The sequence below is a fragment of the Coprococcus sp. HPP0074 genome (assembly GCF_964238105.1).
GTDB lineage: Bacteria > Bacillota > Clostridia > Lachnospirales > Lachnospiraceae > Faecalimonas > Faecalimonas umbilicata.
In genome coordinates this window covers 333,382-356,145 of sequence record NZ_CAXSKS010000002.1, presented here as the reverse complement: position 1 = coordinate 356,145, position 22,764 = coordinate 333,382, and the positions used below count along the sequence as shown (strand labels likewise).

General features: G+C 42.4%; 21 protein-coding genes. 16 read left to right on the top strand and 5 right to left on the bottom strand.

Translation table 11 applies throughout. The features are described from left to right. The first annotated feature begins 178 nt into the window (after positions 1-178). The 4 genes from ACESPO_RS04325 (at position 179) to ACESPO_RS04310 (ending at position 3,193) form a co-directional block, all read left to right on the top strand. Entirely contained in the window at positions 179-853 is a 675-nt protein-coding gene (locus tag ACESPO_RS04325; RefSeq protein ID WP_336304738.1) for a response regulator transcription factor, read from the top strand. Further along, positions 850-2,211 (top strand): sensor histidine kinase, encoded by a 1,362-nt coding sequence (locus tag ACESPO_RS04320; RefSeq protein WP_336304739.1) that lies wholly within the window; start codon positions 850-852, stop codon positions 2,209-2,211. The genes ACESPO_RS04325 and ACESPO_RS04320 overlap by 4 nt, the downstream gene beginning before the upstream one ends. Positions 2,212-2,305: 94 nt before the next feature. Then, complete coding sequence (locus ACESPO_RS04315) at positions 2,306-2,914, top strand: PepSY domain-containing protein (RefSeq protein WP_336304740.1); 609 nt, start codon at positions 2,306-2,308, stop codon at positions 2,912-2,914. A 39-nt stretch (positions 2,915-2,953) separates the two neighbouring features. Next, positions 2,954-3,193: a cysteine-rich small domain-containing protein gene (locus ACESPO_RS04310; RefSeq protein WP_008976314.1), complete on the top strand. Its 240-nt coding sequence runs from the start codon at positions 2,954-2,956 to the stop codon at positions 3,191-3,193. A gap of 388 nt (positions 3,194-3,581) precedes the next feature. Here the strand turns inward: ACESPO_RS04310 and ACESPO_RS04305 are convergent, their stop codons facing one another. Continuing rightward, the gene (locus ACESPO_RS04305) at positions 3,582-4,742 is read right to left on the bottom strand and encodes a DUF4317 domain-containing protein (protein ID WP_499788516.1); all 1,161 of its coding nucleotides are present in this window, start codon (positions 4,740-4,742) and stop codon (positions 3,582-3,584) included. Positions 4,743-4,878: 136 nt separating this feature from the next. Next, positions 4,879-6,291, bottom strand: coding sequence for an amidophosphoribosyltransferase (locus ACESPO_RS04300; RefSeq protein ID WP_008976311.1), 1,413 nt, complete (start codon positions 6,289-6,291; stop codon positions 4,879-4,881). A 312-nt stretch (positions 6,292-6,603) separates the two neighbouring features. On the opposite strand from ACESPO_RS04300, the gene ACESPO_RS04295 reads away from it, so the two are divergent. From ACESPO_RS04295 to ACESPO_RS04245, 11 genes are all read left to right on the top strand, one after another. Then, positions 6,604-7,728: an exonuclease SbcCD subunit D gene (locus tag ACESPO_RS04295; protein ID WP_009262808.1), complete on the top strand. Its 1,125-nt coding sequence runs from the start codon at positions 6,604-6,606 to the stop codon at positions 7,726-7,728. A 2-nt stretch (positions 7,729-7,730) separates the two neighbouring features. Beyond that, complete coding sequence (locus tag ACESPO_RS04290; protein ID WP_336304742.1) at positions 7,731-10,586, top strand: AAA family ATPase; 2,856 nt, start codon at positions 7,731-7,733, stop codon at positions 10,584-10,586. An 8-nt stretch (positions 10,587-10,594) separates the two neighbouring features. After that, positions 10,595-11,971, top strand: coding sequence for an MATE family efflux transporter (locus tag ACESPO_RS04285; protein WP_499788515.1), 1,377 nt, complete (start codon positions 10,595-10,597; stop codon positions 11,969-11,971). A 31-nt stretch (positions 11,972-12,002) separates the two neighbouring features. Beyond that, on the top strand, positions 12,003-12,233 hold the full coding sequence (locus ACESPO_RS04280; protein WP_008976307.1) for a hypothetical protein: 231 nt from the start codon (positions 12,003-12,005) through the stop codon (positions 12,231-12,233). 78 nt (positions 12,234-12,311) lie between these two features. Beyond that, positions 12,312-12,746, top strand: a complete 435-nt coding sequence (locus tag ACESPO_RS04275) for a DUF6465 family protein (protein ID WP_336304744.1) — start codon at positions 12,312-12,314, stop codon at positions 12,744-12,746. A 21-nt stretch (positions 12,747-12,767) separates the two neighbouring features. Further along, positions 12,768-12,899, top strand: a complete 132-nt coding sequence (locus tag ACESPO_RS04270; protein WP_270456742.1) for a hypothetical protein — start codon at positions 12,768-12,770, stop codon at positions 12,897-12,899. A gap of 467 nt (positions 12,900-13,366) precedes the next feature. Further along, positions 13,367-14,008 carry an HAD family hydrolase gene (locus tag ACESPO_RS04265; protein WP_016440144.1) on the top strand — a complete coding sequence of 214 codons (642 nt, stop codon included), beginning with the start codon at positions 13,367-13,369 and terminating at the stop codon, positions 14,006-14,008. A gap of 133 nt (positions 14,009-14,141) precedes the next feature. After that, positions 14,142-14,558 carry a hypothetical protein gene (locus tag ACESPO_RS04260; protein WP_499788514.1) on the top strand — a complete coding sequence of 139 codons (417 nt, stop codon included), beginning with the start codon at positions 14,142-14,144 and terminating at the stop codon, positions 14,556-14,558. Between the two features lie 73 nt (positions 14,559-14,631). After that, on the top strand, positions 14,632-16,260 hold the full coding sequence (locus ACESPO_RS04255; RefSeq protein ID WP_336304746.1) for a Na/Pi cotransporter family protein: 1,629 nt from the start codon (positions 14,632-14,634) through the stop codon (positions 16,258-16,260). A 210-nt stretch (positions 16,261-16,470) separates the two neighbouring features. Beyond that, positions 16,471-17,289 (top strand): PHP domain-containing protein, encoded by an 819-nt coding sequence (locus tag ACESPO_RS04250; protein WP_008976302.1) that lies wholly within the window; start codon positions 16,471-16,473, stop codon positions 17,287-17,289. 45 nt (positions 17,290-17,334) lie between these two features. Further along, on the top strand, positions 17,335-17,784 hold the full coding sequence (locus ACESPO_RS04245; protein WP_009262801.1) for a prepilin peptidase: 450 nt from the start codon (positions 17,335-17,337) through the stop codon (positions 17,782-17,784). Positions 17,785-17,847: 63 nt separating this feature from the next. Here ACESPO_RS04245 and feoB read toward each other — a convergent pair whose 3' ends face one another. Further along, entirely contained in the window at positions 17,848-19,893 is a 2,046-nt protein-coding gene (gene feoB, locus ACESPO_RS04240) for a ferrous iron transport protein B (protein ID WP_008976300.1), read from the bottom strand. Then, positions 19,886-20,119: a FeoA family protein gene (locus ACESPO_RS04235; RefSeq protein WP_008976299.1), complete on the bottom strand. Its 234-nt coding sequence runs from the start codon at positions 20,117-20,119 to the stop codon at positions 19,886-19,888. The genes feoB and ACESPO_RS04235 overlap by 8 nt, the downstream gene beginning before the upstream one ends. A 218-nt stretch (positions 20,120-20,337) precedes the next feature. Between ACESPO_RS04235 and ACESPO_RS04230 the strand changes: the two genes are divergently transcribed. Next, positions 20,338-21,192 carry a putative ABC transporter permease gene (locus ACESPO_RS04230; RefSeq protein ID WP_336304749.1) on the top strand — a complete coding sequence of 285 codons (855 nt, stop codon included), beginning with the start codon at positions 20,338-20,340 and terminating at the stop codon, positions 21,190-21,192. A gap of 94 nt (positions 21,193-21,286) precedes the next feature. On the opposite strand, the gene ACESPO_RS04225 is transcribed toward ACESPO_RS04230, so the two are convergent. After that, a complete protein-coding gene (locus tag ACESPO_RS04225) occupies positions 21,287-22,630 on the bottom strand; it encodes an MATE family efflux transporter (protein ID WP_117576345.1) in 1,344 nt (447 codons plus the stop codon). Positions 22,631-22,764: the final 134 nt, after the last annotated feature.

Sequence of the window (22,764 nt, the reverse complement as noted above, 5' to 3'; positions counted from 1 at the left end):
AACCGCCGTATACGGAACCGTATGTACGGTGGTGTGGGAGGACGGTAAATAAAATAATTATTTACCTCCTACCCGATGTGTGGAGAGTATAGAAAAAATATAAGGGAAAAGAAAATGACGAAAACAGGCAGCTGTGTTATAATTTACCAAAAGAAGCAGAAAGAAGGAAGAAAACGAGATGCGGATTTTGATTGCAGAGGATGAAAGAGATTTAAATAAGATTCTGGCGCAGCGGCTGATGGCACAGCATTATAGTGTGGATTCCTGTATGGATGGGGAGGCAGCTCTTGATTATCTTGCAGGGGCAGAGTATGATGTCGTAATTCTTGATATTATGATGCCAAAAAAGGATGGGCTATCGGTACTTCGGGAAATTCGCCAGAAAAATAAACATGTCCCGGTGCTTCTTTTGACGGCAAAAGACAGTGTTGAGGACCGGGTGCGGGGATTGGATGCAGGTGCCAATGATTATCTCGTGAAGCCATTTGCATTTGAGGAATTACTTGCAAGGATCCGGGTACTTTTGAGGCGGCCTGAGAAATCAGAGGATTCGTGTTATAGAGAAGGCGATTTGGAAGTTCATGTAGATACGCATCAAGTATTTCGGGATGGGAAGGAAATCCAGCTGTCCGGCAAGGAGTTTGCCTTGCTGCGCTATATGATTCAGAACAAAGGAATTGTATTGTCGCGGGAAAAATTGGAGCAGCACTTGTGGAATTATGATTATGCGGGCGGTTCTAATGTGATTGATGTATACATTCGCTATCTGCGAAAAAAGATTGACGAACCGTTCAAGGAAAAATTGATCCATACAGTTCGTGGCGCCGGATATGTGCTGAAGGAGAAAGTATGAAGCGATGGACATTAAAAGCAAGACTGACATTGTTCTACACAACATTCCTGCTTTTGATTACCTGCACCACACTTGGAATTTTATTCTCTATGAGTGGCAGAAAAGTGCTGGCTTCTGTGAAAAATCAGCTGGAGAACTCTGTGCAAAAGAGTGTTGAGGAGATTGAAATAGAAGATGGCAGGCTGGAAGTAGACAATGATTTTTATTCTGTAGAAAAGGGGATTTATCTGTCTCTGTACGATGAAAGCGGGTATTTTCTATATGGAAAAGTTCCGTATGGAATCGAGAATGCCTATGCGCTTGAAGATGGAACTATGCGTGAGATCAAAGAGAATAAGCAGAAATGGTATTTGTATGATGTGTTGTATCGGCTGGAAAACGGGCAGAATGTTTATGTGAGGGGGATGGCGTCCATCAATGATGCAGAAGAAAGCTTTCAGATTACGATGCGGTTTGCAGTGATCCTGCTCCCGCTTTTCACATTGGCAGCAGCATTTTTGGGTTATCAGTTTACGAAAAGGGCATTGCTCCCAGTAAAAAAAATGACAGACACGGTCCGGCAGATCCAATCGGATGCAGATCTGTCCAAACGAGTAGGGCTGACAGAGGAGCAAAAAGAAAGTAAAGATGAAATCTACCATTTGGCACAGACCTTTGACGGGATGCTGGAACAGCTGGAAATGGTATTTCAAAGAGAAAAGCGGTTTACTTCCGATGTTTCTCATGAACTGCGCACTCCGGTGAGTGTAATGCTGGCACAGTGTGATGCATGTCTTTCCGAGGAAACATTGACGGACAGACAGAGAGAGCAGATTGAGCTGATTGCAAAAAAGGCGAGAGAGATGGCGGGGCTGATTTCCAGCCTGCTTTTGTTATCCCGGGCAGATGAAGGAAGGCAGAAGTTGAATAAAGAGAGGGTAAATCTCAGTGAACTGACACAGATCATTGCGGAAGAACAGCAGATGATCGCAGAGGAAAAAGAAATTACGGTCAGAACTGAGATTACTCCGGATATTTATGCACAAGTGGATGAAAGTTTCTATATCCGGATGGTTGTCAATCTCGTATCCAATGCTGTTTTTTATGGAAGAGAAGGTGGGATTGTAAAAATTTCTTTGCAGGTAAAGGAAGAAAATGTAGTCGGAATCGTGGAAGATAATGGAATTGGGATTTCTGTGCATGACATGGAACATATCTGGGAACGCTTTTACCGTGCAGACACTTCGCGCACAGATGGAAGCCATTTTGGGCTTGGACTTTCTATGGTAAAATGGATTGCCGAAGCGCACGGTGGCAGAGTGTCTGTTGAGAGCAGAGAAGGGGAAGGAAGCAGATTTACATTTTATATTCCTTTTTAAGTATTTTCTAATGTTCTTTTAATGTTTCTACTGTATGATTCAGATACAAAGTAAGAAACAAGAAAGAAAAAAAGAAGAAAAGGAGAAAACAGATATGATGAAAAAATATATGGCAGCAGGAATCGTAGCAATCAGTGTATTAGGAGCAACCACGGGATGTGGGTTCACAGGTGGAAAGGACATTGGAAAAGATGCAGCACTGGAAGCGGCACTTCAAGATGCGGGTGTGACGAAGGAGGAAGCGACAAGACTAAAAACATCGAAAGACAGAGATGACGGAAGAATGATCTATGAAATTCAATTCGATGCAAATGGAACAGAATACGATTATGAAATCGCAGCGGAAGACGGGACAATCTTAACTGCTGATACAGAAAGTGTCGCTTCCAATACGGCAGCACAAGATAAGGATACGCAGGGGAACGAATCTGCACAGGCAGCACAAAATGGACAGCAGAATAATACGCAAAATAATCAGTCACAAAGCGCAGGAGCAAATGTGGCGGTCAGCCAGGAACAGGCAATGCAAACGGCATTAGAAAGAGTTCCGGGGGCGACAGAGTCTGATATCCGGATGGAACTTGACAACGATGATGGACAGTATAAATATGAAGGGGACATCATCTACAATCAGAGAGAATACGAATTTGAGATTGACGCTAACACAGGAGTTATATTAGAGTGGAGTGAAGAGAGAAGATAACGAAAACAAATCAGGTAAACAGAAGAAAAAGGAGAAACTATGTCAGAATTTTATAAATTTTTTTCCCATAAGCAATGTGAGTATTTCCCATGTCATAAGACAGACGATCCGGACAATTTTAACTGTCTGTTTTGTTTCTGCCCACTGTACTTAAAAGGAGCAGAGTGTGGTGGAAATTTCAGATACACAGAAAAAGGTGTGAAAGATTGTAGCCAGTGCATGTTTCCGCATGAACGGAAAAATTATACTAAGATGATGGAAAAACTGCGGCAGAAGTAAAGGAAAAAATCTCCGAAAAGTTCCAGCCAGAGACTGTTGGAGCATTTACATTTTTAAATAATGTAGCCTCTATCCGGGTACTGGAGAAAAATGGATTTGAGAGGAAAGAAGTATTTGAGGAAGAAGGAAGAATGTCGGCATATTTTCAAAAGAAAATATAATGGTTTTTTATTTCAATGGATATGAAAATAGGATAATAGATAAATACTAATAAAAGTATATATATAAAATCTTAAAAGAGTTTGAAATCTTGTTTGATGAAAAAAATAGAAAATCTACTTTGAACAATGAAAGACCAGTCAGGTAAATCGGATTCTGACTGGTCTTTTTCTGAAAAGCAGATAGATAAAATTAATCAGAATACTTTTCTTTGTAAAATGAGTATTTATTAAAAAATTTCATTTTGATTTTTGGCAACTGCCTTAACGGAAATTCCATTGATCTCCACATGGTCATCGATACCAATCACGATGCAGCGGCGCCCATCAATAATTCTTGTTTCGACCAGGTCGGAACGTTCCGGGTTGACATTGATCACAACATCTGGGGTGCGGATCTCAAACTTTCTTGTATTGACAATGTTAGTTGCAAGAAAAGATGGCTGTTCGGACGAGGAAGATGAAGTTGCCTGTTCAAAGTTCCGGTCAAAGTCTTCCAAATGTTCTTCGGTCACACCACTGTGGGCAAAAAGTTTTTTTACTTCTGTTTTGTCAAGGGTAACCGGTTCCGGGGAATCTTTCTTTTCTTCAAGCATTTCATAGAGATTCTCGTGGATATTTTTGACCACTTCATAGTCACGTTCTTCTCCGAGTGTTTCTTCGATCAGTGTCTGGAAAGTTTCTTTCTGTCCTCCGGCAGATAATGGAAGAATGGCACCGAGTAGATTTTCTACAAGAGAAGCACGGAGTTCTTCGGCATTTTTGGCGTAATAAAGAATGCTGTGCAGGTCGGTGCTCCGGTCATTAAAGGCAGGAAATAGAAATCCGACATCCGGCATTTCTACGATCCAGTCGCGGACGCGTTCGCCAAAGGTGTTATCTTCTGCATGGTAACTAAGCCCTGGTTTAGACAGTTTTACCGGACAGATGCTGCAGAGCAGATATTCATATACTTCATCGGAGGCATCGAACATTTCGCTCCCATCACTGGATTTTCCCGGAATGTCATAGGCGGCGTGAATGACAAGGATCAGGTAGTTCTCGCCATAGTTGTAAGATTCGATGATCCGGTCGTAGAATGTATCCAGAAGCGCATCATCGGTCAGTTGGCTGGCACGAAGTTTCAGGAGAAAATCCTGAGTTCCTCCCGCATTTTCCGCAGAGAGAGGGAATTCCATGTTGAGCAGATTTTTTCCAATCGTGCCGGACAGTGTCTTACGAAATAGTTCAAAATATTTGAAGATTTCTTCTTCAGGAAGAGAGAGAAATGCTTCTTTTAATTGTGTTTTTTTATTTTTTTCGCCGTCGACATAGCAGCCACAGATGCGGGTGATCGCGCAGTTGTCCGGCGTAAATTGCTTTTTGATTTCGGATACTTCTTTTTTATTCATAATCTAACCACCTTATCTATCTAAATTTTTTTGAACAAACTAAGAGCGTGCCAGAGGATCTGTGCACGCTCTTCATTATAACAAGTCCAAAAGAAAATAGAAAGAAAATTCTTTTGTTCTTTAAAATTTTCTGTGACTATTCTACTCCGTTAAAGCAGTAAGTACATACTTTACAAGGAGACAGCCCGATGGATGCAATCAGATCATCCAGTCTGTGATAGCGGAGTGTAGTAAAGTTTTGTTCTTTGCGGATCGCTTCCAGCATGTCGGCATAGCGCTGACTGTTTGGATCTGCATATTCGCTTAAATATTTCTGTGCATCATCGCCTTCTTTCTCTTGGATCACACGTCTTGTGATCAGATCCAGTTCGGATTTGGAGCGAGAGAAATTTAAATATTTACAGCCGAATAAGAGTGGCGGGCAGGCAGGGCGTACATGGACTTCTTTTGCCCCACTATTGTAAAGAAATTCTGTTGTCTCACGAAGTTGAGTTCCGCGCACAATGGAGTCATCGATCAGAAGGAGACTCTTGTCTTCGATCAGAGACTGTACCGGGATCAGTTTCATGCGGGCAATCAGATTTCGCTGTTCTTGATTTTGCGGCATAAAAGAACGCGGCCAAGTCGGTGTATATTTGATAAACGGACGGGCAAATGGAATACCGGATTCATTGGCATAGCCGATGGCATGGGCAATTCCGGAATCTGGAACTCCGGCGACAACATCTGGTCTGACATCGTCAAGTGCATCACGTTTTGCAAGCATTCCACCGCATTTGTAACGCATTTCTTCTACATTGACGCCTTCGTAGGAAGAGGTCGGGTATCCATAGTAAACCCAAAGGAAAGAACAGATCTTCATATCTTCTTTTGGTTCACTGACAGTCTCGACACTATCCGGTGTGATGTAAACGATCTCAGCAGGTCCTAATTCTTTGTAGTCGCTGTAGCCGAGATTGATATATGCGAAACTTTCAAAGGAGACACAGTAGGCATCTTTCTTATGTCCTACGACAAGCGGAGTACGCCCGCGTCTGTCTCTTGCGGCATACAAACCGTCTTTTGTCATCAGAAGCAGTGTCATAGAGCCGTCTACGATTTCCTGTACATACTGGATTCCTTCTACAAGAGAATCTTTCTGACAGATCAGGGAAGCGATCAATTCAGTTGCGTTGATCTGTCCGCCGCTCATCTCCTGGAAATGTGTATGTCCATGGGCATACACTTTGTCTAAAAGTTCGTCCATATTATTAATTTTGCCGACCGTTGTGATCGCGAAGCTTCCGAGATGAGACTGGATTAGAAGCGGCTGCGGTTCGAAATCAGAGATACAGCCAATTCCTAAATTTCCCTGTAATTCTTCTACATCTCGTTCAAATTTTGTACGGAATGGTGAGTTCTCGATATTGTGAATGGCTCTGCTGAAACCGCTTGGACCAAAAGTAGCCATTCCTCCCCGTCGTGTTCCTAAATGTGAGTGGTAGTCAACACCGTAGAATAAATCAAGCGTACAGTTTGATTTTGCGGCAACACCAAAAAATCCTCCCATGTGTTCGTCTCCTTTTCTATGTGTAAATTTGAAATATGTTTCATTGACAGAATAAGTTTAGCACGATTCAGAAAGGAAAGCAAAGGGGGATGCTGGGAAATGGATAATTATTTTTAAAGAGAAATAATAAGCAGAGATTATAAATCAGTTGCAGATAGGGACGGTTGTGATCTGATCAGAATAGAATATTTTGAGAAGTCAGTAAGGGAGAAGTGCAGACAACAGTTGTAACTGCAAGAAAAATCCAATATAATAGAATGGGCAAAATAATAAGTATGTGTAATAAGTATGAGGAAAATGGAGTGGCAAAAGATGAAATTATTTCATATATCAGATTTACATATCGGAAAAATTCTGCATGAGGTCAATCTTCTGGAGGAACAGAAAATTGTCCTGGCACAAGTACTTGCGCTTGTGGATCTTCATATGCCGGATGGAATCCTGATCGCGGGAGATATCTATGATAAGGCAGTGCCGTCGGCAGAGGCGGTAAAAGTATTTGACACTTTTTTAAGTGAACTGGCTGACCGGGGGATTTCCGTCTTTTTGATCAGCGGAAATCACGATTCGTCTGAGCGGATCCATTTTGCAAGCCGGATTTTACAGAAAGAAAATATTTTTATCAAGGGGATTTTTGACGGGAAACTGGAGCCGGTAGAACTCAACAAGGATGGGCAGAAAGTTTCTGTTTATTTACTTCCTTATATAAAGCCATTTGATGTGCGTCCGTATTATCCGGAGGAAGAGATTGACAGTTATGACCGGGCGGTGCGAACAGTTCTTTCTCATGTAGATGTCAACCCGGAGGCTGTGAATGTTCTTGTCGCTCATCAGTTTATTACCGGGGCAGTTTCTTCTGAGTCGGAGACTGTGATGGTTGGAGGGCTTGACAATATCGGTGCCGATGCATTTGATCTGTTTGACTATGTGGCTCTTGGACATCTTCACCGGGCACAAAAAGTAAAACGGGAGACTATCCGGTACTGCGGGACATTATTCCCGTACTCATTTGATAAAAATGAGGGCGAAAAATCAGTGACAATGCTCACAATCGAACAAGGAAAAGAGATTGTGGTGGATACACTTGCAATCCATCCACGCCATGGACTTTGTACAGTATCTGGATCATTGCAGGAGGTTCTTGGTGGAGAAGGGTGCGAAGAGTATGTGAAGGTAGTACTGACTGACGGGGAAGATCAGGTGGATGTAGTACCAAGACTTCGAGTGAAATATCCGAACCTGCTGACAGTAGAATTTGAAGGAAGGATGCGTGCCGCTTTAGAAGGGATCAAAAATGCAGAGCAGATTGCAGACCGCTCGCCGATGGAGTTGTTTGCGGAGTTTTTTGAAGAGCGAAGCGGGGAGAAGCTGGCGGAAGAAGACCAGATGCTTGTGGAGCAGATGATGAGAGAACTTTTAGAGGGAGGAGAAAGCTGATAATGAGACCGATCACACTGACGATGAATGCATTTGGAACTTATCTGGAAGAGACGACGATTCCGTTTGAGCAGTTTGGGACGAGCGGACTTGTTCTGATCACGGGAGATACCGGTGCGGGGAAGACAACGATTTTTGATGCCATTTCCTATGCGCTTTATGGGGAGACCAGCAGCGGAAATAAAAGGCGGAAGCCAGAGATGCTGCGAAGTGATTATGCAGATGCGAAAAACAAAACGTATGTGAGCCTGACATTTGAACACCAGAATGAGCAATATACGATCACGCGCTCTCCTGCATATTTTCGGGATGGATATGCGACAAAGACTGCTGCCACGGTGGAGATGCTACTTCCAGATGGAACTCGGTTAAAGACGGCAAAAGATATCGATGGGGAGACAAAGGGAGGAACTATCCTATTTCCTGGGAAGATACGGGAATTGCTTGGAATCTCACTAGAACAGTTCAGACAAATTGCCATGCTTGCACAGGGAGATTTTTTGAAATTGCTGCATGCAGAGACAAAAGAGCGGGAAAAGATTTTCCGGACTATTTTTAATACACAGATTTTCTTTGATCTTCAGGAAAAGATTTCTGCAACTTATCTTGATAGGAAACGGAGATACGAAAGCCTCCGACAAGGGGCAGAGGAGCAATTAGGAGAAATACGGCTTCCGGAGGAAGAAACTTGTGAGAAGAAGCAGCCAGAGGCAGAAGAATGTTGGGAGCGCTTAAAAAGGAATGTGAAGGAAAGAAGACTGGAAGTGCTAGACGAGATTATTCGTGATCTGAAAGTAGTCAATGCCACTGATGTAGCAGAATTAAAAAAACTTCGTGCTGCGGAAGAACGTATGAGAGAGCATCTGACAAAACTGCAGGATTATGACAGAGAAAAAGGACGCCAGAGGAGAAATCAAGAAGACTGTGAGAAGTTTTTTCAGGAGAGGGAGCGTCTGGCCGTGCAGGTACAGTCTGCACAGGAAGCTTATCAGCAAGCGGCAGGTATCGATCAGACACCGTGGATCGCAGAGAAAGATCAGATTCAGAAGCAGCTAGAGATCCATGGAAAATTAGAAATGATTAGAAGCAACTGTAAAAAAAGCGAGGCAGACTGGAAGAACAAGGAAGCACAGATCCAGCAGGAAAAACTATCAGCGGAAAAGATGGCAGAAGAAAAGAAGAAGATTATAGAACAGTTGAAATTGTGGGAAACACTTCCAATCCGTCAGGAACAAAACAGACAGCGCAGAGAGCAGTGGAAGGCGCAGGAAGAAATTTTAAAACGCCTTCGATACATGCAGGAAGAAATCTACAAGAAGGAGACAGAGTTAGGAAAAGTTCGCAAACGATTGCTAGGAGAACTTTGCAGGAAAGATGAGGCAAATCAGAAGTACAATGAATTGGATACGAAGAGCAGGGCGCATATGGCGGGAATTTTTGCAGCAGAATTGATAGATGGAAGTCCTTGCCCTGTTTGTGGTTCTATTTCTCATCCATCTCCGGCAGGAAGGGTGAGTGGTGTGCCGACTGCGGAGGAAGTGAAGCGGGCGCAGAAAGAACTTGAGCGGGCAAAGGAAGCCTGCGATCATACACAAGAACAGATTCAGAGAACAGAGGCGGCGGTGGAAACCGAGAAAAATCATCTGAGACAGCGTTTGAGTGAATTGTCAAAAGCATCGTGGGAGACGAAAAGATTTGAAGAGATTGCGGAATATCTAGAGCAGCTTACTGAAAAAATCACAAACCGGATAGAAGAGTTAACGAAGGAACATGAGGAATTAGAGAAGCAAAAAGAAAAACAAGAGGCATGGAACGCACAGCTGGAAATGATTGAAGCAAGGCAAAAAGGACAGGAAGAGAGACAAAAACAGCTGCAGGAAGACAGAGAGCGGCTGCTTGGAAAGTATTTGTCTGATAAAAGCACACTGGAAGTGATGGAAAAGCAGGTGACATCCGCGAAAGAGCAGTTGGAGTCCCAGCTTACTGCGTGTATCAAAACGCTGGAGAAAATCCGAAGAGATACCGAAGCTACACAGAAGCAGTATTTGGCATCGAAAGAATTGGCGGATAAGACAGAAGGACAACTTCGGGTGGCGAAAGAAGAAGGAGATCGTCTGCAAAATCTCTTGAAGGAACAGGAGAAAGAGCTCTTCCGGTTGGAAATCTTATCCGGAACAGAACAGGAAGGGGAGAGAGCAGAGAAGGAAGCTTTTATGAAGGAAGCTTGTGCACAGTTCCACGAAGCGTATGAGGTTTACTTACTTCGGTCCGATAAAAATGCGGAGTGTGTCCGAAAACTGGAAAAGCGGGAAAAAGAGCTGGGACAGGCGGAGGAAGCGTTTGTCCAGATTCGTCGGATCCATGCAGCGGCAAATGGAAATTACAAATTTGAGACGTACATTCAAGGGGTATATTTTGACCAGATCATTGCGCAGGCAAATAAGCGACTGACCATGATGATGCATCAGCAGTTTGAGTTGAAACGCGGGGAAAAAACTGTGGGAAACAGAGGGTTGGATCTGTTTGTTTATGATTACCGAACTGCGAAAAACCGAGATGTGCGGACACTGTCCGGCGGAGAGTCATTTGTAGCATCTCTGGCGATGGCGTTGGGACTGTCTGATATTGTGCAGCAGCATAATGGAGGGGTGAAGCTGGAGACTATGTTTATTGATGAAGGGTTCGGTTCTCTGGATGCGGATACACTGGAGCAGGCAATTCGCACTTTGAATCAAATGTCAAAAGGAAAGTGCCTGATCGGTATTATTTCCCATGTGGAAGAACTTAGAAAGCGTATTGATAAAAAAATTTATATTCATAAAACAAACCAGGGAAGTCAGGCGGAATTGGTAGTGTAGGAGGAAACATGCAGAAAGAAACAGAACAGAAAAAAAGAAAACAGATGGAAAAGTTTGATATGCTCGGAAAACATCCTGGGAGGGCGCTGATATTTTTTGCGGTGCCTATGATCCTGGGAAATCTGCTCCAGCAGTTTTACAATATGGCGGACTCTGTGATTGTCGGCAGATTTGTCGGGGAAGATGCACTTGCAGCCGTTGGCGCCTCGTACTCATTGACGACCGTGTTCATTATGATCGCCATTGGAGGCGGGGTAGGAGCCTCAGTCATTATTTCCCAATATCTCGGGGCGAAGGAATATACGAAGATGCAGACCGCAATTTCTACCGCACTTTTGACATTTCTTGCAATCAGTGTGATACTTGCAGGGTTTGGATTGTTTGCGAACAGGGCGATTTTGTCTTCGTTAAAGACGCCGGCAAACATTTTGGAAGATGCTGTGTTGTATCTGAATATTTATTTTATGGGGCTTCCATTTTTATTTATGTACAACGTACTTTCGTCAATCTTCAATGCGCTGGGAAAATCAAATATCCCGCTGTATTTGTTGATGTTTTCTACAGTACTGAACATTGCGTTGGATCTTGTGGCGGTAATTGTATTCCAGAAGGGAGTCGCGGGAGTGGCAGTGGCAACCGTGTTTGCCCAGGGAATTGCCTCGGTGCTTTCCTTTTGGATCCTGCTCCGCAGACTGAAAGAATATGAGGGGGAGGATACTCCGAAAAAATACGATATGAAAATTCTTGGAAATATGGTAAAAATAGCAATTCCTTCCATTATTCAGCAGTCAATCGTATCTATCGGAATGTTACTTGTGCAGTCAGTTGTGAATGGATTTGGATCATCCGTTGTGGCAGGATATTCCGCGGGGATGAGGATTGAGTCCATCTGCATTGTGCCGATGATTGCAATGGGAAATGCTATTTCTACTTTTACTGCCCAAAATATCGGCGCAGGACAGACCGATCATGTAAAGAAAGGATATCGGATAGCACACGGGATTGTATTTGCATTTGCAGTAGTAATCTGTGTGACATTACTTCTGCTGAAAAAGCAGATTATTTCCATGTTTGTGGGAGGCAATGAAAGCTCTCTTGCATTTCAGACAGGAAGTTCGTATCTGTCTTTTATCGCATATTTCTTTGTATGTATTGGGCTGAAAGCGCTGACGGATGGGGTGTTGCGAGGTTCAGGAGATGTGGTTGTATTTACACTTGCTAATCTCTGCAATCTTGCAGTCCGCGTGAGTATTGCCTTTATTTGTGCGCCGCTCTGGGGCGTTCAGGCAGTGTGGTATGCGGTTCCGCTTGGATGGATGACAAACTACATCATATCCTTTGCGAGATATCTGACTGGAAAATGGGAGAGAAAGAGGTTGATCTGACGTTAGACAAGAACAGAAAGGAAAAGTGGTTATGAGACAGGAAAAATTCAAGATGGAACGGCAAGGACTTGTGGAAGAAGGTCAGAAAGTGAAAGTGACGGAGAGGGTCAATGGAAGTCTGTACAGCTATGTAGTGGAGCCGGCGGTGGCAATGTCTGGTATTTACAGAAGCAATGCCAGGATTCAATCCAGAGAAGGGATTATCCGGGAAATTCAGCAAAATGACAGAGGATTTTATCTTCTCGTAGAATTTGAGGAATAGATGACAAGTGGAAAAACCTGTGCTATAATAAATTTTGTTGTAAAAATGTCGCTAGATATGTATTAGGAGGAAATCAAAATGGTAGCAAGAAAAGCAGCAAGAAAAATGAACAATAAGAACAATACAGAACAGAGAAAAGCGACTGCAAAAAAAGCAACGGAAGCTGCAGTACAGAGTGCAGAAGAAGTTGTGATGGCAACAGAGGAAGAGACAGTAGAGGAAAAAGCAGTTGAGACAGTAGAGAAAAAAGATGCCGTGGAAGAAAAGAAGACAGAAGAGAAGAAAGCAGTAAAAAAAGCAGCTCCGAAAAAGGAGATGAAGACTTCTGTAGTAGTAGAATACAAGGGAAAACAGGTAGAAGAAAAAGATATGATCGCGGCAGTGAAAAAAGCGTGGACAAAATCTGGACGTCGGATCGGTGAGATCAAGACAATGACACTTTATGTAAAACCAGAGGAAAATGCGGTGTACTACGTGATCAATGGAATCGATACAGGAGCAGTTCCTTTTTAGAATGTGGGACGTATCTGCAAAGTGATTTTAGCAGATATGTCCTTTTTAATAGAAAACAATGAAAGAAAAACTATAAAAATAGAAAAAATAGAAAATAAATTCGAAAAATCTGAAAAAAGTATTGACAAATCTGAAAAGTATGTTATTATATAGTCATAAACATAACAAATATAAATAAGAAACAGAAAGGAAATTGAAAGACCTGTCATTATTTTTATTTCTTATGTGGAACGGATATAACTTTAACGGACGGAGTTATATAATAGTAGAAGCAAAGATGTTTGCACAATCTAAGATAAGGAGGTACGGACCACCAGAAAGAGTAAGAAAATCTGACAAATGATAAAAAGTTGGATGTATACCCGAAAGAAGATCAGAAAGTCAGACACAAAAGAATGGAAGCTATGTATCAGTTAAGATTCAGATTTTTGGATGGTGTGCTGTATGAATAGAAGATTTGTATGACGCATTATCGAAAGAAAAGAAGGATTAAGACTACACAGTATTCAGAAAATGAGGTAAAATGAATGATTGAAGAATCAAAGTAAGAGTAGGTATTGATTAGCAAAGTGATTGATACCTACTCTTACTATGTAAAAATGAGAGCAGGAGAAGGAACGATGATAAAAGCAGTTATATTTGATATGGATGGCGTGTTGATCAATACGGAAAAATATCTTGTGAAATATTGGTGTCAGGCAGCGGAAGAATTGGGAATGCCGATGAAGAGAGAGCATGCATTGATGATTCGCAGTTTTTCGGGAAAATTTGCAGAGCCGTGGTTAAAAGGAATATATGGGGAGACATTTGATTACGTTGCTGTGAGGGAGAGAAGAAAAGAAATCATGGCGGAGCATTTGGCAAAGAATGGGGTGGAGATCAAGCCGGGAGTCAAAGAGACTTTGAACTATTTAAGGGAAAAAGGATACAAACTCGCAGTGGCAACTGCGACGGATCGAGAACGGGCAGAAGCATATCTGGATGAAATTGGAATTACAGAAATGTTTGACCGGATTGTCTGTGCCAATATGGTAGAGAACGGGAAGCCAATGCCGGATATTTATCTGTATGCCTGCGATCAGATTGGGGTGAAAGCAGAAGCATGTGTGGCTGTGGAAGATTCCCCTAATGGAGTGAAATCGGCGTATGGGGCAGGCTGCCGGGTAGTTATGATACCGGATCTGACACTTCCGGATGAAGAGACAAAAGGTTATCTTTGGAAACAAGTAGAAAAAATGAATGATTTGCAGCAGATTTTATAAAGACAAATCTACACATTTACTAAAATTTTACATCGATTTAACTTGTAATTGACAGTGTGAAATTAATTATGATACTCTTGAATTACAGAAGTCATAGAGAATCATAGAGAGTCAGTGACAGGGAGGCAGTGCCATGAAGAAAAGAACAAAAGCTGTTTTGACAATTTTCTTTTTGTCATTGCTTTTTTTTGTGGAAATAAATGTAGAGGCGAGAAGTGTCAGAAACATGTCGGCATATCCGGCAAAGCATGGTCAGTCTTTTGTACAGAGTGTGTGGATGGAGCAGAAGGAAGTCTTTGATGCCAGCTTGTACCGGGCGGTACTCTGTACCAAAGATATGAAACAGAAGAAAAGCAATGAAGGAAGTTTTTTACAACAATATATACCATTACAACAATGGCTCACAGGAGTTCTTTTATGGTCCATGTGCAGTGTCTGGGTGATTCCCGATATTATAGGGGTTCAGAAGAGAAAAGTCTGGTATCATCAGACGCGGATGGAGATCATACATTTGGGAGATGGAAAAATCAGGATTCCGATGAATAGATAGGAAAAGAGATTTGCAGGCATTTTAGAAATGTCTGGAGAAAAGAAATGAGATATATTCGGAGGAAACAAAAGAAATGAGAATGGAAGATATTTTAATGTTGCTTGGAGGTTTGGCGCTGTTTCTATACGGAATGCAGATGATGAGTAATGGGCTCGAGACGGCAGCGGGCAATAAGATGAAAAGTATTTTGGAGAAGCTGACATCCAATAGGATCAAAGGTGTCGTAGTTGGGGCTGTGATCACAGCCGTGATTCAGTCTTCATCTGCTACAACTGTTATGGTGGTGGGATTTGTCAATTCGGGTCTGATGACACTGAATCAGGCAGTCTGGGTGATTATGGGAGCCAATATCGGTACAACGATCACAGGACAGCTGATCGCACTTGACATCGGAGCAATCGCACCGCTGATCGCATTTGGAGGTGTCGCAGCGATTACATTTGTGAAGAATGAACGAGTACGCCATATCAGTGAGATTTTCGCCGGACTTGGAGTGTTGTTCATCGGTATGGGAATGATGGGAGATGCAATGCAGCCGCTCCAGCAGTCCGAGACATTTGTCAACTTTATGACAAAAGCAAGTAATCCGGTTGTAGGTATTTTAGTAGGAGCAATCTTTACGGCGGTCATCCAGTCTTCCTCTGCTTCGGTAGGAATTTTACAGGCATTGGCAGGGACAGGTGTGATTCCGCTGTCAAGTGCTGTTTATGTATTATTTGGACAGAATATCGGAACTTGTATTACAGCAGTTCTGGCATCTATCGGTACAAAGACAAATGCAAAGCGCGCGACCGTGATCCATTTGATGTTCAATATTTTTGGTTCGATCTTATTTACATTTATCAGTATGCTGACACCGTTTGTGTCATGGGTGGAGGCACTTTCGCCGGGCAACACGGTAGCTCAGATTGCAAATGTTCATACAATCTTTAATATTGTGACAACACTGATCTTACTTCCAGTTGGAACTTATATGGCAAAATTGGCAGTATTGATCCTTCCGGAGGGAAAAGAAGAGACAATAGAAGAACGAGGACTCAAACATATCAAAGTATTTGAAAACAGCTATTCAGTAGGAAATGAGGCTCTTGCGCTCTCAGAATTGGAGCAGGAAGTGGATCGGATGCGCGGAATGGTTGCTCAAAATATAGAGGAAAGTTACGATGCAGTCTTGACTGGAAATTTAGGAGCATGGGATTCTTTAAAAGAGAGAGAAGAGTATATTGATTATCTGAATGCAGAAATTTCAAAATACATTGTTCGCCAGATGTCCGGAGAAAAGTCGGTTGCAGGATCTAAGAGTATGAGTAGTTACTATATTATTGTAGGCAATATTGAGCGGATCGGAGATCATGCAATGAATATTTTAGGATATGCAAAGAATCTGAACGAATGGGGAATCCATCTGTCACAAGAAGCTTTGGAGGAAGTAAGACAGATGAAGAAAATTTGCGAGAAAGCGCTGGCAGATATCAGTATGCACAATGGAAGCAGAAAGGAATTTCTTGAGAAGGCTGCGCGGAATGAGCAAAAGATCGATGATCTTGAAGAAATGTACCTTAAGAAACAGATTGAGAGAATGAAGTCAGGATCCTGCAATGCAGAGGCGGGAATTCTGTTCTCGGAACTGTTGACAGACTTTGAAAGAATCGGCGATCATGTGTTGAATATTGCGGAACAGTATCAGAATATGGTGCGATAGAGTGGAGTTGTGATCAATTAGGATGCGAGTGAGGAACATAACATTCAACCAATAAAAATATTAATAAGAATCAGGATAAATTGGGAAAAGACAGAACAGTTTATCCTGATTTTTTAATTTTTTAATCTTTCTAATATTTTTGTTCTATCATTGAACTTTACAGAAAAAAGGGTATAATAAAAGTAGATAGTAAGACAAGGAGGCAGGCTTATGAAGATTGATATGCATTGTCACGTAAAAGAAGGTTCTGTGGATAGTAAGGTAAGTCTGGAAGAATATATTACCCTGTTGAAAGAGAAAGGTTTTGACGGGATGTTGATCACGGATCACAACACATACAAGGGGTACCGATACTGGAAGGAACATATCAAAGGGAAAAAACATACAGATTTTGTTGTCCTGAAAGGAATTGAATATGATACAAGTGATGCGGGACATATTATTGTAATCATGCCGGAAGGAGTTAAGATGCGGATGCTGGAGATGAGAGGACTTCCGGCAGCAGTCTTGATTGATTTTGTACATCGAAATGGTGGAATTTTGGGACCGGCACACCCGTGCGGAGGAAAATATTTGAGTTTTACGAATACGAAACGATATTTTAAGAATCCGGAACTGATCAAGCGGTTTGATTTTATGGAAGCGTTTAATGCGTGCGAATCGGTGGAGTCAAATGAGGGAGCACTGCGGCTTTCGCAGAAGTATCAGAAGCCGGGAATCGGAGGCAGTGATGCCCACAAGCCAGAATGTGTCGGAAAAGGAGCGACCATTCTTCCGGAGAGGGTTACTTGTGAGACAGAGCTGATTTCTTTGATCCGTAAGAAAGGTCCTTTAGAAGCAGGTGGAACACTCTATAATAAGACGACAAAAGAAAAGATGGGAAAGGCTGGAAAACTTCTCACGTATTCTTTTTGGATTTATAACAAAGGCGGAGGGCTTTTGAAATATTATAAAAGAAAAGTAAAAGGAAAAGAGGAGAATCCGATCGATCCGATCGATCCGATCGAGCTCCATTATTTGAATAAATAAAGCTTTTGTTCGGAAAGTCAGATCAATCGTTTGCAAGGAGGGACGATGAAGTTTTTTAATCAAATGATCATCACAGGGATGCTGACCAAAATTGCAGTTACAGACTGGAAAGAACAGAAGATTTTCAATCAGGATGTCACAATATTGTTCTGTTATTGTCTCATGCAGTTATTCTTTTGCCTGGATCAAGGTGAATGGGGAAGACTTCTTTTTTATGTGATTTCCGGAGTGTGTTCTGCCAGTGGGGTGCTTGTGCTGATTACGATTTTAAGTCCAGGAGCCTTTGGAGGAGGAGATATCAAATTAATGGCAGCAGTGGGAAGTTTGCTGGGGCCTGTAAAAAGCCTGTATTCCCTGACTGCTGCCATTATTCTATGTGGGATCTATATTCTTGCCGGGATGGCAAATGGTAAGATCAAACGAAATTCAGTTGTTGCATTTGGACCATTTCTCTGTGCTGGAATCTTATACCATCTGTGGAGCATGCCCATCTGATCTTATCAGATGGACTGTCATTTCAACTACACCTATCTAGAAAATTTCCATATTTTTGAAAAATTAAAATAACAGTCCGATATGGTATACGAGGAAGCTCATAACCCATGCGACAGCAAACTGGAAGAAAATGATCAGTGCTGTCAGTTTTTTGCTCTCTACTTCCCGGTTGATCGTTGCGATGGTAGCAGTACACGGGATATAAAGAAGGCAAAATACCATCAGTGCATAGGCATTTGCTGCCCCGAATCCAAGAGCGCCGAGTGTTGCAACCATGGTACTCATACCATCTGTAGTTGTAATGTTTTGTACCCCAAATAAAACGCTGCAGCTTGATACAACGACTTCTTTTGCTGCAATTCCTGCAATCAGGGCAACGACAATCTGCCAGTATCCGAGTCCGACTGGTGCAAAGAGAGGAACAGCTGCTTTCCCGATGATAGATCCAAAGCTGTTTGAAATATCTGTTACATATCCGGAAGGACCAAAGTTTAATAATCCCCATAAGATAACGGAAGCAACAAAGATGACTGTTCCGGCTTTCGTGAGGTAGTCCTTTACTTTCTCCCAAACATAGATTGCGATTGTTCTGGCATTTGGAGACTTATATTCCGGAAGTTCGATTAAAAGTGCATGTTCGGCTTTGCTTCCATCTAATTTGGATAAGACAAAAGCAGTAGTGATCGCAACGATGATTCCGAGCAGATACATAGAGTAAGATACAAGCATCGCATGTTTTGGAAAGAACATCTGCGAAAACAATACATAGATTGGAAGTCTTGCACTGCACGACATAAACGGTGTGATCAAAATAGTTTTCAACCGGTCTTTGCGGTGTTCCAGTGCACGGGAGGCCATGACAGCAGGAACAGAACATCCAAATCCGAGCAGAAGCGGAATGAAAGCACGTCCGGAAAGTCCGAGATGTCCCATAATATCATCCATGACGAAGGCGACACGAGCCATGTAGCCGCTGTCTTCCAAAAAGGCAAGCGCGAGAAACAGGATGAAAATGTTTGGCAGGAAAGTCAGAATTCCGCCGACACCGGAGATGATACCATCTACAACTAGGGAAATCATCATGTCGCCTACATGTAGGGAGGTAAGTCCGCTTGTCACTGCTGCCGAGAAGGATTCCAGAAAGATTTCAAAATATCCTTTGAGCCAGTCGCCGACGGTAAAGGTCAGCAGAAAGACAAGTGCCATAATTCCGAGAAAGAGCGGAAGTCCCCAGATCCTGTGTGTGAGAAAGTGGTCTAATTTCTCGGTAAAAGCTTCTTTTTCTGATTTGTTGACCAATATCTCCTGAATGATCTCCTCGATAAAATCGTATTTTTGATTGATGATCTCCTGTTCATAGCTGCGGTCGATGATCTTCTCAAGATCTGGAAGAGGAAAGGCCGCTGTGACAGATTCATCTTTCTCAAGGAGTTTGATTGCATGCCATCGAGGGTTTTCAAGCGTTGGGTAGGAGCAGGCGAGTGCATCCATGATCACATCAATCTTATCTTCAAGCGCATCTGAATAGACCATCGCATATTCTGTATGATGATTGTGTTCATGCCGGCTCTGTTTGTCGTGATGATGATGAATCAGAGGATTCTGGATCGCATGGTCTGCATGATGGGATACTGCGTGCATCAGAACAGAGAGCCCGCTTTTTTTTCGTGCAGAAACCGGAATGGCAGGAATGCCGAGCATTTCCGGAAGTCTGTGCAGATCAATTTCCATTCCACGTTCTTCGACGATGTCCATCATGTTCAGCGCAAGAATGACCGGTTTCCCAAGCTCGATCAGCTGAAGCGTCAAATACAGGTTGCGCTCGAGACACGAGGCATCTACTACGTCCACAATGACGTCAATCTCATCGCTCATGATGCATTCGCGTGAAACTTTTTCTTCCATTGTATAGGAAGTTAGACTGTAAATTCCCGGGAGATCTACCAGTTTGAACTGTTCTCCCTCATAAGTTGTATAGCCTTCTTTTTTCTCGACCGTGACGCCAGGCCAGTTTGCCACCTTGAGGTTCGCCCCGGTAAAGGCATTAAAAAGTGTGGTTTTCCCACAGTTTGGGTTGCCGATGAATCCGACATTGATCGTTTTACTCATGGGAAGCTGCCTCCTTTACTGTGATATGGTCTGCAATCCGCTTTCCGACAGCAAATCTTGTGCCGCGGAACTTTACAGTCATGGAGCCACGTTTTTGATTATTTAAAATAGTGATGCGGGTTCCGGGGGTCAGACCAAGTGCTTCCAGCCGACGTTCCAGTGGAAGTTCGAGATCCATCGCCTCTACAATGTAAGTCGTGTTATCTTTTCCTTGTTTTAACTGCATAGGATCATGTTTCTCCTTTTGTAATTGTGTTAATGATAATGATTATTCATTATCATTATAATAAAGAACCGGGGAAAGTACAAGAATTTCTGAATGGAAATTGCAAAAAGATATTTACAGAGAAGAAGTTCCTCTATATAATGAAATTTATCTTTAAGGCAGAATGATGTTGAACATGTGATATGGTAAGTAGCAGAAGGAAAAGAAAGGGTGAGAGTATGTCGGTTTATTTTATCTTGCTATATTTTTTTGTATATGGATTTCTTGGGTGGTGTACGGAAGTTGCATTTGCAGGTGTCAAGGAAGGAAAGTTTGTCAACAGAGGATTTCTAAATGGTCCGATCTGTCCGATTTATGGAGTAGGGGTGGCTGTTGTTGTGTCCTGTCTGGATGGGCTCAAAGACAATCTGATCCTGCTATATATTTCCTCCGTTGTACTTGTGACAGCATTGGAGTGGTTTACTGGATTTATTTTGGATAAACTGTTTCATAATAAGTGGTGGGATTATTCTTCCATGCCACTCAATCTGAATGGATATGTGTGTCTTTTGTTTTCTTTGATCTGGGGTGTGGCATGTGTACTGATCGTGAAGATTTTACATCCGTTGATCCATAAAGCACTGGACTTTTTGCCGGAATTTGTGGGCTGGACATGCATTGTGTTGTTTGGGGTAACTTTGTTTGTAGATTTATATGTGACAGTGACAGATATTTTGAAGATGAATCGAAAGCTGGCCAAGATGAATGAAATTGCCACAGAACTTCATCGGATCTCAGATGAGATTGGGGAAAATATTTACGAAGATGTCACAGAGGCATTGGAACTGAAAGAAGAGATGGCAGACCGTCTGAAAGAGCGGGCAGCAGAGTTCCATGAGAGAAGAAAGGATCTTTCAGAAGATATGCGGGAGCAGATCATTGGACTGCGGAAACATTATCGGGAGCTGATTTTGAGAAATCCGGCGCATATGAAGCGAATCATCCGGGCATTTCCGAAGCTGGAGTCTAGAAAGTACAAAGATGCATTGGAAGACCTTCGTGAGTACATTCGGAAAAATGGAAAGAAGAAATAGAATAGAAAGAGAAAGAAGGATTTTGCAGATCTTCATTGAGAAGATTTTGCAAAATCCTTTTTTGAATGAATAGGAACGGTGTTTTGCTGCGATGCTAAGAGAAATTCTGCCTTTTTAATTTTTTCATGGTAGAAATGTAAAGAGGAACGAGGATGATATTTGCTGCGATCCATGCTGCCGGATTCGCAAAACAGATGGCAGTGTAACCGAAAGCGGATGACAAGAATGCAACGATTGTCCGGGCAAGCATTTCAAAAAGCCCAGCTCCCATAGCAATCACACTGTGTCCAAGTCCCTGCAGCGTATTTCTGAAAATCAGCAGGGAAGCAAGCGGAAAGAAAGTACAGCTGTTAAAGAACAGAAGCTTCTGGATGCATTCTGTGATATACGGAGTCATATCACTTTGCTTCATAAAGAGCAGAGACATCGGCAGACAGACAAGATTGATCAGAATCATCAGCACGATAGAGCAGACGACAGAGAAAATTATAGAAATTTTCACGCCATTTTGAATTCGGTCAATTTTGCCGGCTCCGAGGTTTTGGCCGGAGTAGGTCGCAAGTGTTGCGCCAAGAGCTTCAAACGGCTGTGTAAAGATCATCAAGATCTTCATAGCAGCATTGACTGCCACAACGGCATCGGCGCCGAGCAGGTTTACTGCACTCTGGAGGACAACACTTCCGATTGCTGTGATGGAAAACTGCAGTCCCATTGGGATTCCGATGATCGTGGACTGACGGATGGAATGGAGGTCAATTTCCCATTCTTCTTTCTGGAATGTGAGGATGTCGTACTTCTTTTTCAGATAGACGATGCAGAGAATACCGGATAATGCCTGAGAAATCACGGTTGCGATCGCGGTTCCAGAAACGCCCATATGAAAGATACAGACAAAAATCAAATCCAGAATGACATTCATAAATGCGGAAACCAACAAAAAGTACAGTGGAATTTTGCTGTCGCCCAGTGCACGAGAAATATTTGCAGGTACATTATAAAGAAGCGTGGCAGGAATCCCGAGAAAAATGATAAAGATATAAGTGTAAGCATCCTTATAAATACTGTCCGGTGTCTGCATCAAGCGTAAAAGTGCTCCTGTAGAGCAGGCGATGACGATAGTCAGCCCAATGCCGAGCACGATAGAAATTTGCACTGCGGCAGCGATCTTTCTGCGCATGTCCGATAATTTATTTGCACCATAGCGTTGTGCAACGGGGATGCAGAGACCGCTGCTTAACCCGAGCACAAATCCGATAATGAGAAAGTTTAACGAACCTGTGGAACCTACTGCGGCAAAGGCATCCTTTCCGACAAAACGGCCGACGATAATACTGTCTGCCATATTATAGAGCTGTTGAAATACATTCCCGATGAAAATCGGAAATGCAAAAATTAAAATACGTTGAAAAATATTTCCGGTTGTCAGATCTTTTTCCATAAAAATTTCCTTTCTGAATGATATGATTGGTATTGCAAGTGATAGAATAGAACAAAGTTTTCATTTTGTACATGTAAAATAACGCATAGTTCTTGTAAAATAGCGATATTTTAGATATCCTTGGAAATAGAAAA

Excerpts from the sequence above, each read along its gene's own strand:
- ACESPO_RS04280 (WP_008976307.1), top strand. The coding sequence starts at position 12,003 with ATGAGACAGGAAAAATTCAAGATGGAACGGCAAGGACTTGTGGAAGAA.
- ACESPO_RS04260 (WP_499788514.1), top strand. The coding sequence starts at position 14,142 with ATGAAGAAAAGAACAAAAGCTGTTTTGACAATTTTCTTTTTGTCATTG.
- feoB (WP_008976300.1), bottom strand. The coding sequence starts at position 19,893 with ATGAGTAAAACGATCAATGTCGGATTCATCGGCAACCCAAACTGTGGG.
- ACESPO_RS04320 (WP_336304739.1), top strand. The coding sequence starts at position 850 with ATGAAGCGATGGACATTAAAAGCAAGACTGACATTGTTCTACACAACA.
- ACESPO_RS04275 (WP_336304744.1), top strand. The coding sequence starts at position 12,312 with ATGGTAGCAAGAAAAGCAGCAAGAAAAATGAACAATAAGAACAATACA.
- ACESPO_RS04245 (WP_009262801.1), top strand. The coding sequence starts at position 17,335 with ATGAAGTTTTTTAATCAAATGATCATCACAGGGATGCTGACCAAAATT.
- ACESPO_RS04305 (WP_499788516.1), bottom strand. The coding sequence starts at position 4,742 with ATGAATAAAAAAGAAGTATCCGAAATCAAAAAGCAATTTACGCCGGAC.
- ACESPO_RS04310 (WP_008976314.1), top strand. The coding sequence starts at position 2,954 with ATGTCAGAATTTTATAAATTTTTTTCCCATAAGCAATGTGAGTATTTC.
- ACESPO_RS04285 (WP_499788515.1), top strand. The coding sequence starts at position 10,595 with ATGCAGAAAGAAACAGAACAGAAAAAAAGAAAACAGATGGAAAAGTTT.
- ACESPO_RS04290 (WP_336304742.1), top strand. The coding sequence starts at position 7,731 with ATGAGACCGATCACACTGACGATGAATGCATTTGGAACTTATCTGGAA.
- ACESPO_RS04325 (WP_336304738.1), top strand. The coding sequence starts at position 179 with ATGCGGATTTTGATTGCAGAGGATGAAAGAGATTTAAATAAGATTCTG.
- ACESPO_RS04265 (WP_016440144.1), top strand. The coding sequence starts at position 13,367 with ATGATAAAAGCAGTTATATTTGATATGGATGGCGTGTTGATCAATACG.
- ACESPO_RS04225 (WP_117576345.1), bottom strand. The coding sequence starts at position 22,630 with ATGGAAAAAGATCTGACAACCGGAAATATTTTTCAACGTATTTTAATT.
- ACESPO_RS04295 (WP_009262808.1), top strand. The coding sequence starts at position 6,604 with ATGAAATTATTTCATATATCAGATTTACATATCGGAAAAATTCTGCAT.
- ACESPO_RS04315 (WP_336304740.1), top strand. The coding sequence starts at position 2,306 with ATGATGAAAAAATATATGGCAGCAGGAATCGTAGCAATCAGTGTATTA.
- ACESPO_RS04300 (WP_008976311.1), bottom strand. The coding sequence starts at position 6,291 with ATGGGAGGATTTTTTGGTGTTGCCGCAAAATCAAACTGTACGCTTGAT.
- ACESPO_RS04255 (WP_336304746.1), top strand. The coding sequence starts at position 14,632 with ATGAGAATGGAAGATATTTTAATGTTGCTTGGAGGTTTGGCGCTGTTT.
- ACESPO_RS04250 (WP_008976302.1), top strand. The coding sequence starts at position 16,471 with ATGAAGATTGATATGCATTGTCACGTAAAAGAAGGTTCTGTGGATAGT.
- ACESPO_RS04230 (WP_336304749.1), top strand. The coding sequence starts at position 20,338 with ATGTCGGTTTATTTTATCTTGCTATATTTTTTTGTATATGGATTTCTT.
- ACESPO_RS04235 (WP_008976299.1), bottom strand. The coding sequence starts at position 20,119 with ATGCAGTTAAAACAAGGAAAAGATAACACGACTTACATTGTAGAGGCG.